Consider the following 16,829-nt stretch of genomic DNA (forward strand, 5'->3'; position numbering starts at 1 on the left):
GCTGTGAGACCAATCGGATTATGCCGACTCTAACGCAGCAATCGCCGCCGCCAGAGCCCGTTCAGAGCCAATGGTCGGCATAATCCCGAGGTCGGTATAGTAGAGATTGCACATGTTGCAAATCAGTCCCTAACGCTCGCCGGGCCACCAATATGACGCCGGATGATCGGCTGAAATCTTCGTAGGCCTTAGCGCCACCAGCGCGCTTCGCTTGTACGGGTAGCGCCGCACCTGCGAGCAGTCCTTGCACCGCATATAGCGTTCAAGCTCGTGAACGGGCGTTGTCTTTGGACGTCGAATAATATCGAGGGCCACAGTCTGATTGGTATCGCATCCGAGGCATCGAATCTCAAGATAGAGGAAGCCGGCGTTGATGGCGTCGCCGATCGTGGGTGATGGCTGAGCTGGACCCCTGTAGCCGAGCATCCAGTAATTCCACGCAACGCAGGCGAGCTTATCGGCTTCCTTGCGCGCGCTCGCGGCTTGTTCAGCCGACATCTTGATCTGGGTTCCGTAGAGATAATGGCGCGATTTCGTGGACATACGGCATCAAAGCCAAGCCGCGAGGCCTTGGCAAATTATCGATCCCTAGTGGTGTCGGCCGCGAAGGTCGTACTCGGTTTGGTGGCTGTGGAAAAAATCGGGGAGCGAAGAAGAGCCGACCTGGCAGCAAAGAAGCAGACCGCTCGCGGTCGCGATCAAGACCGCGCGCGCGTGGCGGGTGGGCAAAAGTACGAAGTCGACTATCTTCACCGCGGATGCGGAACGGCGCGTCTGCCGATAGCCGGCTGTAATGGCGGCTCTGGCGCGCGAGTCCCCCCGTCGCGCGCCGGAGTCGATTCGGTTTATCCTCATAAAGAGCTTGACCCGTCGGGCAAAACACTGCCAGAATGGCATCATCGAAAAGGTGTTCGGTTCGGCCCGCGCGGAGCAATCCGCCGCGGGCTTTTATTCGTCCAAAGCTTTTATGTCGCCTGTTGACCCGTTGCGGACATCGTCCGATCCTTAAAAATTGAGCATTCCACGCCGCGAAGGGTTGATATATTGGCATTATGCAACCAGGTGGACCTCTGGCATTTCGATGCAGGCAATGAGTTTGCAAATCAGTCTCGGGGACGCGGGGGCCTTAATCCTCGAGGAACATCCCGCCTCAATTGTGATTGTCAGCGCGGCTGGCATTGCCGCTCTGTTGATCTTGATCCTCACGCGAGTGCAGCGGACGAAAGCACGTCTATTGCTAGTCGCTCTCGTGCTGATCACGGTGCCGATCTTGGCACTGTGTATTCCTGGTTCCTGGTACGTCGTCAGATCGATGCTTATCCCCACCAAAGCTGCGGAGATCGAGCTTCCTGATTTGGAAGCCACACTTGGACTTGAGTTTTACTTGCACTGGAGCACCGACTCGGGGCGCTACCTCGTCGTAAGAAACTCCGCAGGTGTGGTCAGACAGCACCTGTCCGCCTTTGATTGGGACGCACTGGCCCAGAACGAGCGTCTACCTCACCAATGACGGACGGGTCGCCGTTTTGGGGCCAACCTATGACGACTACATCGTTGATCCAAAGAGGCGCACCATCGAGACCCTTTGGAACGGAACACCTTCCGACACCTGGACCTATTTCGGAGCGTTTGATTTCAGGAACGAGAAGCTTGTCTTCATTCCTGCATCAGAGCAGCGCGAGTGCACGGCGACACGGGGCGTAACTGATCCATCGGCCGCTAGGCCCGAAGGGCGTGGTGATCGATGCGATCAGGAGGCACTCAAATATTAAGATGCTTGCAATAGCAGGACCCTATTTCCGGTTCTGGCCCATCTGAGACTTTAGGCATTTAACCTAGAATGGCGCAGCGTCGAGGTGCGATCAACGCTCAGTTTATATTAACTTGTGGGGGTCACATGAGGACGTTTTCTCTAGCGGCAGGGGGTATCTTGGCCGTGATGATGCTGTCATCGACTGCGACCGCAGCTGAGTTGAGGGTTCTGGCCGGTGGCGCCATGACAGCAGTGTGGGCGGGCCTCAAGCCGAAGTTCGAACAAACCTCAGGCCACAAGCTTGATATCTTCTTCGGCACCACTCCGAACCTGATCAAGGAAGCGACCTCCGGCAAGCCGTTTGATGTCGGCGTCGTGCCGGTCGAGGTGATGAGGGACGCTGGCGCGCGATCACATTTCGCAGCTGGGCCGACGCTGGACATAGCTCGTGTCGGCCTCGGTGTCGCGGTTCGCGCCGGTGCGCCGAAGCCCAACATCTCCACGCCCGACACGTTAAAAGCTGCCTTGCTCCAGGCGGAATCGGTCGCCTCGATTCCGGAAAGCGCAACCGGCTATTCAATAGCGAGGGTATTCGAGCGCCTCGGCATCACCGAGCAGATGAAAGCCAAGATGAAAGCGCAGCCGACGCCGGCAGAGGTCGTCGCTGTGGTTGCCAAGGGCGAGGCTGAACTCGCGCTCTTCCTGATGAACGTCTTGACGGTGCCGGGCCTCGATGTGGTTGGCCCGTTCCCTGCTGACTTGCAGCAGGATGTCGTATTCACGGTCGCGCTCGGTGCGGGTACGAAGGAAGCCGCAGCCGCGAAGGCGCTCGTCGACTACCTGAAAACGCCGGACGCCATATCGGTGATCAAGAGCAAAGGTATGACGCCGGGGTGAAACAACAGCTGCTTCGTGGGGCAACGACGTTCAATCGGCGCTGCTACAGCGGATTGCTTAACCCGCTGGTGCATATGGACCTAAGCCGAAGCTCGCTTGAAGACGTGTCATTTCGGCTCTCAGAGGCGGACCGGACGCCGATCCAGCTTGGCGTCTACCGCCGCTTGTGACCCAGAGTCGACGCGAGCTTCGTTCGCATGCGTTCAGGTCGCTGCTCTGTTTCCATCCGGCGTGGGGTAGTGACCTGTTTCCGAGCGCGATGGCCTAGTTTGAATTTGGCGATGGCTTGATCTGAAAATGACCCCAGCTCCAGGCAATGGGGGGACGATGGAGCTGGGGCCCATTCGGGGTCGCCCTTGGGGAAGGGCATCGGGAAAACCTACTACTCGGCAAAGCGTTCCCGTCGTTTAGGAACGGCAACCTGACTGCTTGAGTTTGTATGCGGGCAGACATGGAGAAATGCCATGTTGACGCTGTTGGTACTGGCTGGAACCGTAGTGATGATGATCGTCGTTACTCTCGGTCTCTTTAAAGCCGCTGGGCTGAAGCGAGTGGAGGATTTGGTTCCTGCGCCTGAGAAGACGAATGAATCGGACCAACTCCGCGAGGAGTAAGGCCGCCTCAGTTGGCGGGCCCGCTTGCATCCGGCGCCGACAATTCCGCTGGTGGCTCAAGGCCGACATAGACCCGGTCGGCACCCTACCTCGCCTTTCGAGTAAAGCGGACAGTCGGGTCTATTCTGATTTGACACGTCGGGCAAAACACTGGCAGAATGGCATCATCGAAAATCCGAAGTTGGCTCGCAGGGTGCACCCGCTGCGGGCCTTTTCATTTCAACATAGGCTTTGACACGTCGGGCAAAACACCGGCAGAATGACATCATCGAAACGAGTTTGGTTCGCCCGCGCCGGAAGCATCCGCTGCGGGTTTTTCGTTTCGATTTCGAGATCGGACGGCGTCCCGCGCATCGCGGCCTCGCCCTCGTTGAAACGCGTTCATGGAGCGCCGATCGGCGCGCCGCCGTCCGAACCATTTTGGCCGTGCACGCGCGAACGTGCCGGCCCGAGGTGTGAGCGCTGTTCGCTCGCGCCGCTGCGGCCTCCGGACAAACGGAGATAGGGTTCGCGCCCGAAACGGTCGCGTCGTCACGCGGTCTGCCGCGCATTTTGTTTGCTGTGGAGAGAGCATGACCGCCTATCTGATATCGCTCGCGGTCGCGGGCCTTGTTGCAATCGCGTTGTGGGAAGGAATCTCTGGATGGAAGTGAAGCAAGAGGGCGACGCAACCCCTTGCGGCGTTGTCGCCAAAAGGCAGTTCAGGCAAAGGACGATGACCGAGCTGCGATCATTGGCGAGAAGCTTTACCAAGGGCGCGATCGACGTGCTCGTTCACCTCATGTCGAGCAAGGAAGTTGCGCCAGCGGCGCGCGTCGCTGCGGCAATTGCGATCCTCGATCGCGGTTGGGGAAAGCCGGTGCAGCCACACGATGCCGAAGGGTCGATTGAGCTGATTCATCGGATCGAGCGCGTCATCGTGCATCCGGATAACTTCTCCAGGCAGGCTGCCGAACGGATCGATGACGCAGCACTCTTGAACACCTCACCAGCGACAACCGAGGGGAATAAATCGCCATGATCAACAATAGGCCGACTATTCCAGCCAAATCGACATCCTTGACAAGCCAGGAGCCTGCAGCACCCGAGTGGTCTCGTTGGATGAAAGATGCGCTTTCGCTTCCGCCGCGCGTTGATACGGCAATCAAGGCAGACGGTGAGAGCAAACCGGAGCGTGTCGATCGCTCGCAGATCCGAATTTTAAGCCGTGTGCCTCCGCGCGCCTGATGTCCATCCTGAAAATCCCAACGGCCAAGATCTTTGCGCCGCTGCTCAAGCCTGCGCGCTACAAGGGCGTGTACGGCGGACGCGGCTCGGGCAAATCGGATTTCTTCGGCGAGCTGCTGGTCGAGACCTGCCAGGCCGAGCGCGGGACGCTGGCGGTCTGCATCCGCGAGGCGCAGCGGACGCTGGCGCAATCGTCGAAACGGCTGATCGAGGGCAAGATCGCAAGCCTCGGGCTCGGCCACGGTTTCAAGTTCTATAGCGACAAGATCGAGACGTCCGGCGACGGGCTGATCATCTTTCGCGGGCTGCAGGTCTTGCAGCGACACTGGGGCAGGGGACTTCAGCGCAGGTTGATGCGGGCCGTCGAGGCGCGGGGCCGGCGCATCGGATGGGACAGTATCGTTTCGGATACAACGGACAATCGTTTCTCCGCGAATAATTTCATCCGGGCGGGCTATCGGCTCTACCAACCCGTGGTGCCCTGGGCCTGGTCGCATACGCTCTATTGGCGAAGGTCGCTTCGTTGAGCCAGGTTTCCCGTGATACGGAAGCTGGCTTTCGCAACGTCAAAACGGCGCGCGCTCGCCTGGAATGCTTGAGGACCCGTCAGCTTGACCGCTGCCGGGTCCTTTTTGCGTATTGAAGCGTTGCTGCCGAAGCACTTGCGCAGGCGACTTCGCCGGGCTTTAAGTTCGCTTGCAGGAAATTCGGCGAGCACAAGCCGATGTAGGGGAGCCACAAGGATGTCCACCAAGCCTCAATTGCCGGAACGTCCGTCGCGGGCGGCGGGAGGGCCAACCGCACTTGATGGTCTGCTGGTCGTCGATTTCACGCGGGTGGTCGCGGGTCCCGCCTGCACACAGACGCTTGCCGATTTCGGCGCCCGCGTCATCAAGATCGAGAACCCCGATGGTGGCGACGACACGCGCGCGTATGAGCACGCCGAGATTGGCGGCGAAAGCGCGGCTTATCTCAGCCTGAACCGCAACAAGAGCGGCATCGCGCTCGATCTCGCGGTGCCGGAAGCGCGCGAGGTCGCGCTGGATCTCATCCGCCAGGCTGACGTGGTCGTTGAGAATTTTTCCAGCGGGGTCATGAAGAAGTTCGGCCTCGATTACGAGGCTGTCGCGCCGCTCAACCCGCGGCTGGTCTATTGTTCGATCTCGGCCTACGGACGCAACGGACCGTTCGCCTCGCGCCCCGGCTTCGATCCGATCACGCAAGCCGAGAGCGGCTTCATGTCGCTCAACGGGTTCGCCGATGGTCCGCCGGTTCGGACCGGCCCGCCGATTGTCGACATGGCGACGGGGATGTCCGCCTGCAATGCCATCCTGCTGGCGCTACTGGCGCGGGATCGGCTCGGCCGCGGACAGCATGTCGAGGTCGCCCTGTTCGACGTCGCCATGGGAATGACCGGCTTCTATGGGATGGCCTATCTGATCAACGGCAAGAACCCCGGACGGTTCGGAAATTCGCCGAACGGGTCTCCCACCGTCGGCGTCTACGAGGCATCCGACGGTCCGCTCTACATGGCCTGCGCCAATGACCGGTTGTATCGACGGCTGGTGGTCGAGGTGATGAACCGCCCGGATCTCATCAACGAGCCACAGTTCGCGACGCGGAAGGCGCGGTCCGACAACAAGGAGCTATTGCGCGCAGCGATCGCGGAGGTGTTCGCGAGCGACACGCTCGAGAACTGGATGGCGAAGATGAAGCTGGCCAATATCCCCGTCGGCTATCTCCGGACCGTCGAGGAAGGGTTCAATGCGCCCGAAGCACGCGAACGCGCGCGTCTGAACCGAATCCCGCATCGCACAGCGCAATGGGTGCCGAACATCGAGCCGCCGATCAAGATGAGCCTGACTGCGGCGATTGATCCCGTGGCTGCGCCCCTGCTGGGCGAGCATACCGAGTGCGTCATGCGCGAGATGCTTGGTTACGACAAAGAGCGGATTGCGGCTTTGGCGGAAAAAGGGGCCTTTGGGCTGCCCAAGGCCACGACGTCGGACTGAACGCTGCTCCGGCTTGATTTGGCAGGGTTCCGGCCGCATAAATGCATGTGAGCGAGGGACACGAATGGCGCCTGGTCAAGAGCCGAGCATGGGTCAGTCGGTGGTGACAGACTCCGGCGCACGAGCCTATGCGACGATGATTGCCAAGGCCCGGTCGCTCGTGCCGCAATTGCGGGAGCGCGCGGCCCGCACCGAGGAGCTGCGGCACCTGCCACCCGAAACCGAGCAAGACCTGCACGATGCTGGTCTGTTCCGGATGCTTCAGCCGAAGCGCGTTGGCGGCGCCGAGTTCGATTACGTCGCCCTTATCGATTGCGCCGAGTTGCTCGGACAGGCCGATGCATCGGTGGCGTGGAATTTTGCCAATCTGGCGAGCCACCACTGGATGCTCGCCATGTTCGAGCAGCGCGCGCAGGATCTGGTTTGGGGCCGGGACCCGGACGTGCTGATCGCGTCATCCTTCATCTTCCCCGCCGGCCGCGCCAGGAAGGTTGAGGGCGGGTACCGGTTGCACGGAAGCTGGCCGTTCTCGTCGGGTGTCGGCTCCTGCGCGTGGAACATGCTCGCAAGCGTCGTTTCGTCGGACGACGAGGCTGACGGTATCGAATACCGCATCTTTCTGTTGCCCAAGGCCGACTACAAGATCCTCGACACCTGGAACGTCGCCGGATTGCGCGGCACCGGGTCGTCGGATGTCGAAGTCAGCGACGCCTTTGTGCCCGAGCATATGACGGTCGCTGTCGGTGATCTGACAGGAGGCGCAACGCCCGGAAGCAAGGTGAACCCCAATCCGCTCTATGCGCTGCCGGTGTTCTCGCTATTTCCTTATGTTCTCTCCGGCGTCGCGCTCGGGAATGCTCAGGCCTGCCTGGACGACTACACGGAAGTCGCGCGTCACCGCATATCGACATACAACCGTGCCAAGCTGAGCGACTTCCAAAGCACACAAATCAAGATCGCGGAGGCTTCCGCGAAGATCGATGCTGCACGCCTCATCATGCGCTCGGCCTGTATCGAGGCGATGGAGCACGCACGAAGCAAGCACACACCCGACACGGCGATCAAGACCAGGTATCGGCGCGACGGCGCGTTCTCGGTCAATTTGTGCACGGATGCCGTCTCGATGCTGTTCGCGGCGAGCGGCGCGCGCGGCCTGTTCACGACGGGCGTATTGCAGCGGCAGTTCCGCGATGCGCACGCGATCAACTCGCACCTCGCGTTCAATTTCGATGCGGCCGGAACCAATTATGGACGTGTGGCGCTCGGCCTGCCGTCCGAGAATCTCACCTTGTGAGGCCGGCTGATGAATGATCTGCCAAAGCAGCCGGCCGTTCCTGATCCGGCCAACGAGTTCGCGAGCGACAAGTCGCAGATTGATCCGCGTGATTTCCGCAGCGCGCTCGGCACCTACGGAACAGGCGTAACGATCATCACAGCCACGGCCGCTGATGGAAAGCCGTATGGCATCACCTGCAACTCGTTTGCGTCGGTCTCCTTGAATCCTCCCCTGGTGCTCTGGAGCCTCGGAGTTTATTCCTCGAGCCTGAGCGTGTTTCAGAACGCCAGCCATTTCACCGTCCACGTGTTAGGAACCTCACAGCAGGCGCTTGCAAATAAATTCGCAAAGCCGTCCGAGGACAAGTTCGCCGGCGTGGATTGGATGCCAGGCCTCGGCAACGCGCCGGTTCTTGCCGAGAGCGTTGCCAATTTTCAGTGCCGGTCAGTCAATCGCTATTACGGCGGCGATCACGTGATCTTTCTCGGTGCGGTCGAGGCCTATGCCTACAATGCAAAAGAGGCGCTGCTGTTTGCGCGGGGGACGTATGGCCGGTTCCTGCCTGACGACGAGCGTAAGAAGTCGCCGTAGGGCGATCCAGGGACGCTCGTCGGTTCAACGGTCCGTAGCCGAGAGCGTGTAGATTTCCAGAGCGTCCGCGTCTGCGCCGCGTGCGGCCTTGGCCAGCCTGAAGATCTGTCCCGCGAGCGTTGCCATGGGCACCGGCGTTGACGTTGCCTGGGCGACATCGGCCACAGTGTCGAGGTCCTTCAGCATCGTCGCGATGTGGCCGAGCGGCGGCGAATGAATGCCCTGGACCATGCGCGGCACGAAGAGCTGAAGCGGGATCGAATCCGCAAAGCCACCGGCGAGCGCTTCAGGCAATCGGCTTGCGTCAATTCCGGCATTCGAGGCAAGGCGCGTTGCCTCTGCGAGCACGGCCATTGCGCATCCGACGATCACTTGGTTGCAAAGCTTTGTGGTCTGGCCAGCGCCGATCGGACCCATGTGGGTGAACCTGCGCGCCATGGCCAGCACATAGGGCCGGGCCCGCTCGATGTCGGAGGCCTCTCCGCCGGCCATGATGGCAAGCGTGCCCTCTTCAGCGCCCTTGGTGCCGCCGGACACCGGTGCATCGATCCAACTTGCACCGTTCGCAGACTTCAATTGCGCTGCAAGCTCGCGCGCGGCGTCGGGATGGATCGATGAAAAATCGACCACGAGCTTGCCTGCGCCGGGAGCCACTGCAAGACCTTCCGGCCCGAAGATCACCTCTTCGACGGCAGCGGCATCCGTCACGCACATGAAGATGATGTCGGAGTTCGCCAGCAGGTCGCGAGGCGTGTCCGCGCGCTTGACGCCGGCGTCGACGAGCGGTGCGACCTTGCCTTCCGAACGGTTCCAGGCGCTGACGTGATAGCCGGCCTTGAGCAAGCGCCGGGTCATCGGTGTCCCCATCAGTCCTAGGCCGAGATAGCCGAGCCTCTCGACGCCTTGCGGGTTTGTTATGCTCGCATCAGCCATAGGTTGCCTCCATCTGTAGCGGCGCAACGCCGCGCGACCGCTGCGCACCATACATAACGCATCCCGCGGCGAAACCGGCCGGCTTGCATGGCTTGCCTGATTGTTTGAACCATGAAACATTCGGGCCGGTCGGGTTGGGTGGCGTCGGTCGGCGCCCGGAGCAACGGAGTGGGCACGATGCGGGCTGTTTCGACGTGGATGCTGGCAATAGGGGCCGTGGCGGCCATGATCGCGGGCGCAAGCCCCTCACGGGCGCAGCAGACGATCCGCGTGGGCTGGACCATCCCGGCCGAGGAATCCAAATACTGGATGATGCGCAGGCCGGCCGAATTTCCCGATATCGGCAAGACCTACAACATCGAATGGACCCAGTTTCAGGGCACCGCGCCGATGACGCAGGCCTTGGCGGCCGGCGCACTGGATTGCGCGACGCAGGCGCCACTCTCGCTTGCAAACGGCGTGGTCGGCGGCAATCTCAAGGCCTACATCGTGGCGCAGCACGTCTTCGAGAAGCCCGGTGGCTTCTCGGTCTACTGGGCGGTCATGGATGATTCGCCGATCAAGACCATTGCAGATCTCAAGGGCAAGACGGTCGGCATTTCCGTGATCGGCGGCGGCACGCAAGGCCCGTTCAACCTGCTCCTGAAGCAGAACGGCATCGACCCGGCCAAGGACATCAAGCTGGTTGAGGTTGGTTTTGCCGTCTCCGAGGATGCCTTGCGCCAGGGCCGTGTCGATGCGGTCAACATGAACCAGCCGTTTGCGGCGCGTGCGGAGGCCAAGGGCGGCACAAGAAAACTGTTCTCGCTGTCGCAGGCCATGCCGAATATCGTGCACATCCTGGAAGCCTGCCGTGCCGATTTCGTCGACAAGAACCCGGAATTGGTGAAAACCTACGTCCGCGATATTACGTCGGGAATGAAGAAGGCGCTGGCGAACCGCGAAGAGACCTTGAAGGTGGTCAACGAAATCTTGAAAGCGCCCATCCCGGTGCTCGAGACTTATCTGCTCAAGGACAACGATTTCGGGCGCGATCCCGGTGCGGCGCCGAATTTCCCGGCGATCCAGAAGATGCTCGACATCTATGCGGAAACCGGAATGCTGCCGAAACTGGATGTCGCGCAGTTCAAGCATCCGACGATCGTCGCGCCGCTGCAATAGGCGATCGGGCTGCTCGCTGGACCAATGAGGTCGCAATGTCCCGCCGTGTGCGGGACATTGCATGAAGATGATGCAGGCATGAAGAAGTTCCGATCACGGATAACGACTGACGGCCTCGACCGGGCGCCGCACCGTGCCTTCATGCGTGCCATGGGACTGGACGACGCGGCCATTGCCAAGCCGATGGTGGGCATCGTCAGCATGAAGGGCGAGCAGACGCCCTGCAACATGACCCACGACTTTCAGGTGGCTGCGGCCAAGACAGGGGTAGAGGAAGCCGGCGGCACGCCGCGCGAATTCTCAACCATCTCGGTGTCCGATGGCATCAGCATGAATCACGAGGGAATGAAGTTCTCTCTGTTCTCGCGTGAGCTGATCGCCGACTCCATCGAGGCCGTCGTCCATGGCCTCGCATATGACGCGTTGATCGGATACGGCGGATGCGACAAGACGCTTCCGGGCGTGATGATGGGCATGGTTCGTTGCAATGTGCCTTCCATCTTCATCTATGGCGGCAGCTCGCTGCCGGGCCGCGTGGATGGACGCACGCTGACCGTCCTCGACTCCTACGAGGCCGTCGGCAGCTTCATGACCGGTGAGATCGACGCCGCGGCGCTCGAGCGGATCGAGCGCGCCTGCCTGCCGACCATTGGCGCCTGCGCCGGTCAGTTCACTGCGAACACCATGGGGATGGTATCGGAGGCGATGGGCCTGACCATTCCCAATGTGTCAATGGTGCCCGGCGTCTATGCCGAGCGCGCGCAGATATCGCGCCGCGCAGGGCGATTGATCATGGAGATGCTCGAACGAGGCGGGCCGCTTCCGCGTGACGTCGTGACGCTGAAGTCTCTTGAAAATGGAGCTGCGATTGTTGCCGCCACGGGCGGGTCAACCAACGCCGCACTGCATCTGCCGGCGATTGCGAACGAGGCCGGCATTGCGTTCACGATCGATGATGTCGGCGAGGTCTTTGCCAGGACGCCGCTGATCGGAAACCTGCGGCCGGGCGGCAAGTACACGGCAAAGGATGTTTACGACATCGGCGGTGCGGCCGTCGTGATCCACGAGTTGATCGAGAGCGGGCATGTCGATGGCAGCTGCCTGACCATCACGGGCCGTACGCTCGCGGAAGAGTACGGCGCGGCCAACGCGCCCGATGGCGAGGTGGTTTACGCGGCCCGCGCGCCGATCATGCCTGATGGCGGCGTAGCCGTTCTGAAGGGCAATCTCTGTCCCGATGGCGCCGTCATCAAGGTCGCGGGCTTGAAGAGCCAGTTCTTCGAGGGCGTGGCGCGCGTCTTCGAGGATGAAGAGGCCTGCGTCGCGGCCGTTCGTGACCGCAGCTACAAGGCTGGCGAGGTTTTGGTGATCCGCAATGAAGGGCCGGTCGGTGGTCCTGGCATGCGCGAGATGCTCGGTGTCACCGCGCTGATCTACGGCCAGGGCATGGGCGAGAAGGTGGCCCTGATCACGGATGGGCGGTTCTCCGGTGCCACGCGCGGCATGTGCATCGGCTATGTATCGCCCGAAGCGTTCGTTGGAGGCCCGCTGGCGCTTGTCCGCGATGGCGACAAGATCCGGATTGATGCCGCCGGCCGCCGCATGGACTTGCTGGTCGACGAGCAGGAACTCGCTGCACGCCGACGCGATTGGAAGCAACGCCCGCCGCGTCATCGCGCCGGAGCGTTGGCGAAATATGCGCGTCTGGTCGGTCAGGCACCGGGTGGAGCGGTCACTCATGAGGGACCGGCGGAGTGGCCGTGGTTCGACTGAAAAATCGCGCACGTGCGAAATAGCGATCCGTCTGGCAAGTTTCTTGCTAAGCTCGTTCCGCTGATGGAGGACATTCAGCAGGTCGGTTGCGTGACGTTCGCGCATGAGTGAAGCGAGAGACGGGATGAAGGTGGTGCCTTCGAGATCGAGCGAATGGGTGAGACCGGTGACGTCACAAAAGCCGGCTTCTGCGATCATCGAGATCGATCGCGTCTCGCAGGTTTTCCAGACCTCGGCGCGCAAGGATCATCTTGCGCTGTCTAACATCTCGCTAACGGTCGAAGAGGGGGCATTCGTCTCGATCCTCGGTCCGTCCGGCTGTGGCAAGTCGACGTTGCTTTACATTGTCGGTGGCTTCGTCAATCCGACCAGCGGCGCTGCAAAGATGAAAGGACAGGCGATCACGGGACCGGGTCCGGATCGCGGGCCGGTGTTCCAGGAGTTCGCGCTGTTCCCGTGGAAGACCGTGCTGGGCAACGTGATGTATGGCCCGCGCCAGCAGGGTGTGCGAGTAGCAGAGGCGGAAGCACAGAGCCGTGCTCTGATCGAAATGGTCGGCCTCAAGGGCTACGAGAGCTTCTACCCGAAAGAGTTGTCGGGTGGCATGAAGCAGCGCGTCGCGCTGGCCCGGACGCTCGCCTACCATCCCGAAGTCCTGTTGATGGACGAGCCGTTCGGTGCGCTCGATGCGCACACCCGGACGCGCTTGCAGAACGATCTTCTGAACATCTGGGAGCGTGACCGCAAGACAGTGCTGTTCGTCACCCACTCGGTCGATGAAGCCGTCTTCCTCTCGGACAAGGTCGTGATGATGTCGAAGTCTCCTGGCCGTATCCGGGAGGTCATCGATGTCGATCTGCCGCGGCCGCGACGCCGCAACGAGCTGTTGCTCGATCCGCGCTACCAGAAATACGTTGTCGACATCGAGCGTATGTTTGACGAGGTCGACGAGACGGGATCAGTGTCATGACCTCGCCGTCGGCCTTGGCCAGACATGCTGCCCCGATGTTCGCCTGCATCGGGTTGCTTGCGGTATGGCAGGTCTCGTCGCTTGCGCTGAAGAACGACAGCTTTCCAACGGCTATCGAAGCGATCCGCGCGATCCCGGATATCCTCGGCGACAAGGAATCTCTGATCAACATCCTGGCCTCGCTCCGCCGCATGGCGATCGGGTTCGGCATAGCGGTGCTGGTTTCGATTCCGCTGGGCCTGTTGATGGGCCGTAGCCGGGCCGTCGCAGCTTTCTTCAATCCGCTGCTGATGGTGATCTATCCGGTACCGAAAGCGGCGTTGATGCCGATCATCATGCTGTGGCTCGGCGTTGGCGACATCACCAAGACGCTGGTGATCTTCCTCGGCGTCAGCCTTCCGGTGATCTATCACAGTTTTGAAGGCGCCAAGGCCGTCGAGGAGAAGATGCTGTGGTCAGGCGCGGCGATGGGACTTTCGCCCTTGCAGCGCCTGGTCCGGATCGTGTTGCCCGCTGCGCTCCCGGAGATCCTGACCGGGTGCCGCACCGGTCTGGTGCTGGCGCTGATCACGATGATCACCAGCGAGATGATCGCGCGGCAATCGGGAGCGGGGAATATCCTGTTCAACGCGCTCGACATGGGCCAATACGACACGGTGTACGCGATGATCATCATCGTCGGCGCGATGGGCATCTGTCTCGATGCGGTCTTCGAGCGCGTCCGTGCGAGACTGGTACGCTGGTCCGAGCCTCAGTTTGACATGCCGTTGAGCTTCTCATGATGCCGCGTTCTCTTTCAGCAAACGTCATCTTTGGGCTCGCGCCAATCGTACTGGTGATCGCGGTATGGCAGGGCCTGGTGTCATTCGGCTTCGCGCCCGTGGTTTTGCTGCCGCCGCCGGGCGTCGTCTTCGGCCGGCTGCTCAAGCAACTCGTGACATGGACGTTTCAACAGGAGATCGCGGCGACCCTGATCCGGCTCTTTGCCGGCTTCGCGATTGCGGTCGTCCTCGGCGTCAGTATCGGCATCGCGGCCGCTGCCAGTCCGGCGATCAACGCCATAGTTCGGCCGATCGTACGGGTGCTGGCGCCGCTGCCGAAGGTTGCGCTCTATCCGGCCCTGTTGTTGCTGCTCGGCTTTGGACATGGGTCGAAGATCACGCTGGTGGCGGCGGACGCGCTCTTCCCTATTCTCCTGTCGACCTATTACGGTGCTTCGACGGTGGAGCAAAAGCTGATCTGGTCGGCCATGGCAGCGGGAACGCCGCGCTATGAAATCCTGTTCAAGGTGGTCTTGCCAGCGGCGATGCCGTCGATCCTGACCGGGTGTCGGATCGGCCTTGTCATTTCGTGCATCGTGGTGTTTCTGGCAGAGATGATCACGTCGACGGACGGCTTGGGACACGTGCTCGTGACCGCGGCCCGAACCTTCCAGGCCGTCGACATGTTCGTGCCGCTGATCACGATCTCGCTGCTAGGGTTGATCCTCAACGGCCTGTTGGGCGCCGTGCGATCGTACCTTCTACGGGGCTTCCCCGAGGCGTGACCTGACGAACAAGAAACCAGAAGATCGGGAGCAAACCATGCTGGCAGACCGCATCGAGGCAAAATGGATCGACGCGTTTTGCGAGATCTTTGAGCGTTGCGCCGTCAAACCCGGCGATACCGCGGCGATCCTGTCGGAGACGCAGTCGCGCGCGTTGAATGTACATCTGGCAGAGCTTGCGCTGTTGCGCATGGGGGTGAAGCCTTTTCATGTCGTCATGCCGACGCCACGCAATCGGAATATCGTTCCGGTCCGCTCAACTGGTGCTAGCGAAGCCATCCAGAAGCTTGGGCCGGTCATCGCTGCGCTTCAGCAAGCGGGCTTCGTCGTGGATTGCACCATCGAAGGCCTGATGCATGCGGTCGAGACGCCCGAGATCCTGAAGGCCGGCGCGCGGATCCTGGTGATCTCCAACGAGCATCCCGAGGCGCTGGAGCGGATGGTGCCGGATCCGGCGCTGGAGAAGCGCGTTCGCGCGGCGGCAAAGATGCTGCGTGGGACGAAGCGGATGCGGGTCACCTCGAAGGCCGGTACGGCGCTTGACGTCGACATGGTCGGAGCGTCTACGGTCGGCGTGTGGGGCTGGACCGACAAGCCCGGCACGCTGGCGCATTGGCCGGGCGGCATCGTCGTCAGCTTTCCCAAGAGCGGGACGATCAATGGCACGCTGGTGATGGCCCCGGGCGACATCAATCTCACCTTCAAGCGCTACCTGACGTCGCCGGTGAAGATGACGTTGAAGGACGATTACGTGGTCGAGCTGGAAGGCGAGGGCACCGATGCCGCAATGATGCGCGCCTATCTCGCCGCCTGGGGCGATCGGGAGGCTTATGCCGTGTCGCATGTTGGTTTCGGCATGAACCCGGGTGCGCGCTACGAGGCACTGTCAATGTATGATCAGCGCGACACCAACGGCACTGAGATCCGCGCCGTCTCCGGCAATTTTCTGTTCTCGACCGGTGCCAATGAATTTGCCGGCCGTTATACCGCAGGCCATTTCGACCTGCCGATGATGGGAACGACCATCGAGCTCGATGGTGTTGCGGTGGTGCGGGAAGGCGTGCTCCAGGACGTTTTTGGCTAGCTGCGGTCGAGCACCGGCGGCCGGGCGAGGTCGAAGTGCCGGAGCAGGTCGACCATGGCCTGGAGGCGCTTTGCGCGATAGGCGTCAACATCCAAGCCCGAATAGTCGAGAAAGCCGGCCCCCGTGCGGAGGCCGATCCGGCCTTCATGCATGTTGCGTGAGATAACGTCCGGCGCTCGATAGCGGTCGCTGCCGAGCGCGCCTTCGAGATAGCGGCTGGCGTAGTACAGAATATCGCCGCCGCCCCAGTCGATGAACTCGAGCAACCCGAGCACCGCATAGCGAAAGCCAAAGCCGTAGCGGATCGCCTTGTCGATCTCCTCCGCGCTGGCGACACCTTCCTCGACCATGCGCGCGGCTTCGTTCATCGCCAGCGCCTGGATGCGGGGGACGATGAAGCCGGGCGTCGCCGCGCAGACGACGGGCACCTTGCCGATGCCTTCGAGCAGCCTCTTGACCTCGTCGATGATGGCGGGATCGGTGGCTTTGCCGGGCGAAACCTCAACCAGCGGGATCAGATAGGCCGGGTTGAGCCAGTGCACGTTGAGGAAGCGGCGGGGATTCACGATCGCGACCGAGAGATCGTCAACGAGGATGGTCGAAGTGGTCGATGCAATGATGGTGTCGGGGCCGACCTGTTTTGAAGCCGCCCCCAGCACCTCGCGCTTGAGCTCGACGACCTCGGGAACGCCTTCGAACACCATTCCGGCTTGGGACAATGCGGCGCCGCTTTGGCTGGCCGGCACCACCGAAACCCGCGCGATCAGCGGATCAACGTCGGTCTCGGCCAGCAACCCCAGCTTCGAGAGGCTGGCAAAGGTCTTCCAGACCTCGCCAAGCGCGTCCGCCTCCAGCCTGGTGAAATCGTCCGCTGAACGGGCCTTGACGTCGATCATCGTGACCATGTGCCCTGCATAGGCGAACGCGACGGCGATACCGCGGCCCATGCGACCGGCCCCGAGACAGGCAATGTTGGCGCGACGGGTCATCGG

17 protein-coding genes and 1 pseudogene are annotated in these 16,829 nt (G+C 61.6%); 15 read left to right on the plus strand and 3 right to left on the minus strand.

The window, feature by feature from the left end; translation table 11 throughout:
* Positions 1-129 precede the first annotated feature (129 nt).
* The gene (locus ABID58_RS34945; RefSeq protein ID WP_148752690.1) at positions 130-543 is read right to left on the minus strand and encodes a hypothetical protein; all 414 of its coding nucleotides are present in this window, start codon (positions 541-543) and stop codon (positions 130-132) included.
* A 120-nt stretch (positions 544-663) separates the two neighbouring features.
* On the opposite strand from ABID58_RS34945, the pseudogene ABID58_RS34950 reads away from it, so the two are divergent.
* The 9 genes and pseudogenes from ABID58_RS34950 to ABID58_RS34990 form a co-directional block, all read left to right on the plus strand.
* Positions 664-747, plus strand: a pseudogene (locus ABID58_RS34950) (DUF3606 domain-containing protein); the annotation flags it as partial.
* A 343-nt stretch (positions 748-1,090) separates the two neighbouring features.
* Positions 1,091-1,510, plus strand: coding sequence for a hypothetical protein (locus ABID58_RS34955; protein WP_354037424.1), 420 nt, complete (start codon positions 1,091-1,093; stop codon positions 1,508-1,510).
* Between the two features lie 330 nt (positions 1,511-1,840).
* A complete protein-coding gene (locus ABID58_RS34960; protein WP_354037425.1) occupies positions 1,841-2,650 on the plus strand; it encodes a molybdate ABC transporter substrate-binding protein in 810 nt (269 codons plus the stop codon).
* Between the two features lie 464 nt (positions 2,651-3,114).
* Positions 3,115-3,264, plus strand: a complete 150-nt coding sequence (locus ABID58_RS34965; protein ID WP_354037427.1) for a hypothetical protein — start codon at positions 3,115-3,117, stop codon at positions 3,262-3,264.
* A gap of 643 nt (positions 3,265-3,907) precedes the next feature.
* Positions 3,908-4,285: a hypothetical protein gene (locus ABID58_RS34970; protein WP_354037428.1), complete on the plus strand. Its 378-nt coding sequence runs from the start codon at positions 3,908-3,910 to the stop codon at positions 4,283-4,285.
* A 205-nt stretch (positions 4,286-4,490) separates the two neighbouring features.
* On the plus strand, positions 4,491-5,018 hold the full coding sequence (locus ABID58_RS34975; RefSeq protein ID WP_148752688.1) for a phage terminase large subunit: 528 nt from the start codon (positions 4,491-4,493) through the stop codon (positions 5,016-5,018).
* A gap of 216 nt (positions 5,019-5,234) precedes the next feature.
* The gene (locus ABID58_RS34980; RefSeq protein ID WP_354037483.1) at positions 5,235-6,503 is read left to right on the plus strand and encodes a CaiB/BaiF CoA transferase family protein; all 1,269 of its coding nucleotides are present in this window, start codon (positions 5,235-5,237) and stop codon (positions 6,501-6,503) included.
* Positions 6,504-6,567: 64 nt separating this feature from the next.
* Positions 6,568-7,797, plus strand: coding sequence for an acyl-CoA dehydrogenase family protein (locus ABID58_RS34985; RefSeq protein WP_354037485.1), 1,230 nt, complete (start codon positions 6,568-6,570; stop codon positions 7,795-7,797).
* A 9-nt stretch (positions 7,798-7,806) separates the two neighbouring features.
* Entirely contained in the window at positions 7,807-8,370 is a 564-nt protein-coding gene (locus tag ABID58_RS34990) for a flavin reductase family protein (protein WP_354037429.1), read from the plus strand.
* A gap of 24 nt (positions 8,371-8,394) precedes the next feature.
* On the opposite strand, the gene ABID58_RS34995 is transcribed toward ABID58_RS34990, so the two are convergent.
* Entirely contained in the window at positions 8,395-9,423 is a 1,029-nt protein-coding gene (locus tag ABID58_RS34995) for an NAD(P)-dependent oxidoreductase (RefSeq protein ID WP_354037431.1), read from the minus strand.
* Positions 9,424-9,480: 57 nt separating this feature from the next.
* Between ABID58_RS34995 and ABID58_RS35000 the strand changes: the two genes are divergently transcribed.
* The 6 genes from ABID58_RS35000 (at position 9,481) to ABID58_RS35025 (ending at position 15,837) form a co-directional block, all read left to right on the plus strand.
* Positions 9,481-10,464 carry an ABC transporter substrate-binding protein gene (locus ABID58_RS35000; protein ID WP_354037433.1) on the plus strand — a complete coding sequence of 328 codons (984 nt, stop codon included), beginning with the start codon at positions 9,481-9,483 and terminating at the stop codon, positions 10,462-10,464.
* 78 nt (positions 10,465-10,542) lie between these two features.
* A complete protein-coding gene (ilvD, locus tag ABID58_RS35005; protein ID WP_354037435.1) occupies positions 10,543-12,237 on the plus strand; it encodes a dihydroxy-acid dehydratase in 1,695 nt (564 codons plus the stop codon).
* Positions 12,238-12,361: 124 nt separating this feature from the next.
* Positions 12,362-13,207: an ABC transporter ATP-binding protein gene (locus ABID58_RS35010; RefSeq protein ID WP_354037487.1), complete on the plus strand. Its 846-nt coding sequence runs from the start codon at positions 12,362-12,364 to the stop codon at positions 13,205-13,207.
* Positions 13,204-13,989, plus strand: a complete 786-nt coding sequence (locus ABID58_RS35015; protein WP_354037436.1) for an ABC transporter permease — start codon at positions 13,204-13,206, stop codon at positions 13,987-13,989. Before ABID58_RS35010 ends, ABID58_RS35015 begins: the two co-directional genes overlap by 4 nt.
* The gene (locus ABID58_RS35020) at positions 13,986-14,753 is read left to right on the plus strand and encodes an ABC transporter permease (protein WP_354037437.1); all 768 of its coding nucleotides are present in this window, start codon (positions 13,986-13,988) and stop codon (positions 14,751-14,753) included. Before ABID58_RS35015 ends, ABID58_RS35020 begins: the two co-directional genes overlap by 4 nt.
* Before the next feature lie 37 nt (positions 14,754-14,790).
* Positions 14,791-15,837: a 2,5-dihydroxypyridine 5,6-dioxygenase NicX family protein gene (locus ABID58_RS35025; RefSeq protein ID WP_354037439.1), complete on the plus strand. Its 1,047-nt coding sequence runs from the start codon at positions 14,791-14,793 to the stop codon at positions 15,835-15,837.
* On the opposite strand, the gene ABID58_RS35030 is transcribed toward ABID58_RS35025, so the two are convergent.
* Positions 15,834-16,826, minus strand: coding sequence for a 3-hydroxybutyryl-CoA dehydrogenase (locus ABID58_RS35030; protein WP_354037441.1), 993 nt, complete (start codon positions 16,824-16,826; stop codon positions 15,834-15,836). The two genes, ABID58_RS35025 and ABID58_RS35030, sit on opposite strands and share 4 nt — an antisense overlap.
* Positions 16,827-16,829 lie beyond the last annotated feature (3 nt).

It is taken from the genome of Bradyrhizobium sp. S3.2.6 (assembly GCF_040546885.1).
Taxonomy (GTDB): domain Bacteria; phylum Pseudomonadota; class Alphaproteobacteria; order Rhizobiales; family Xanthobacteraceae; genus Bradyrhizobium; species Bradyrhizobium cytisi.

Coding starts and splice junctions, on each gene's coding strand:
- ABID58_RS35030 (WP_354037441.1), bottom strand. CDS start 16,826: ATGACCCGTCGCGCCAACATTGCCTGTCTCGGGGCCGGTCGCATGGGC.
- ABID58_RS35025 (WP_354037439.1), top strand. CDS start 14,791: ATGCTGGCAGACCGCATCGAGGCAAAATGGATCGACGCGTTTTGCGAG.
- ABID58_RS34980 (WP_354037483.1), top strand. CDS start 5,235: ATGTCCACCAAGCCTCAATTGCCGGAACGTCCGTCGCGGGCGGCGGGA.
- ABID58_RS34970 (WP_354037428.1), top strand. CDS start 3,908: ATGGAAGTGAAGCAAGAGGGCGACGCAACCCCTTGCGGCGTTGTCGCC.
- ABID58_RS35020 (WP_354037437.1), top strand. CDS start 13,986: ATGATGCCGCGTTCTCTTTCAGCAAACGTCATCTTTGGGCTCGCGCCA.
- ABID58_RS34990 (WP_354037429.1), top strand. CDS start 7,807: ATGAATGATCTGCCAAAGCAGCCGGCCGTTCCTGATCCGGCCAACGAG.
- ABID58_RS34985 (WP_354037485.1), top strand. CDS start 6,568: ATGGCGCCTGGTCAAGAGCCGAGCATGGGTCAGTCGGTGGTGACAGAC.
- ilvD (WP_354037435.1), top strand. CDS start 10,543: ATGAAGAAGTTCCGATCACGGATAACGACTGACGGCCTCGACCGGGCG.
- ABID58_RS34995 (WP_354037431.1), bottom strand. CDS start 9,423: ATGTTTCATGGTTCAAACAATCAGGCAAGCCATGCAAGCCGGCCGGTT.
- ABID58_RS35015 (WP_354037436.1), top strand. CDS start 13,204: ATGACCTCGCCGTCGGCCTTGGCCAGACATGCTGCCCCGATGTTCGCC.
- ABID58_RS34945 (WP_148752690.1), bottom strand. CDS start 543: ATGTCCACGAAATCGCGCCATTATCTCTACGGAACCCAGATCAAGATG.
- ABID58_RS34975 (WP_148752688.1), top strand. CDS start 4,491: ATGTCCATCCTGAAAATCCCAACGGCCAAGATCTTTGCGCCGCTGCTC.
- ABID58_RS35000 (WP_354037433.1), top strand. CDS start 9,481: ATGCGGGCTGTTTCGACGTGGATGCTGGCAATAGGGGCCGTGGCGGCC.
- ABID58_RS34965 (WP_354037427.1), top strand. CDS start 3,115: ATGTTGACGCTGTTGGTACTGGCTGGAACCGTAGTGATGATGATCGTC.
- ABID58_RS34955 (WP_354037424.1), top strand. CDS start 1,091: ATGAGTTTGCAAATCAGTCTCGGGGACGCGGGGGCCTTAATCCTCGAG.
- ABID58_RS34960 (WP_354037425.1), top strand. CDS start 1,841: ATGGCGCAGCGTCGAGGTGCGATCAACGCTCAGTTTATATTAACTTGT.
- ABID58_RS35010 (WP_354037487.1), top strand. CDS start 12,362: ATGAAGGTGGTGCCTTCGAGATCGAGCGAATGGGTGAGACCGGTGACG.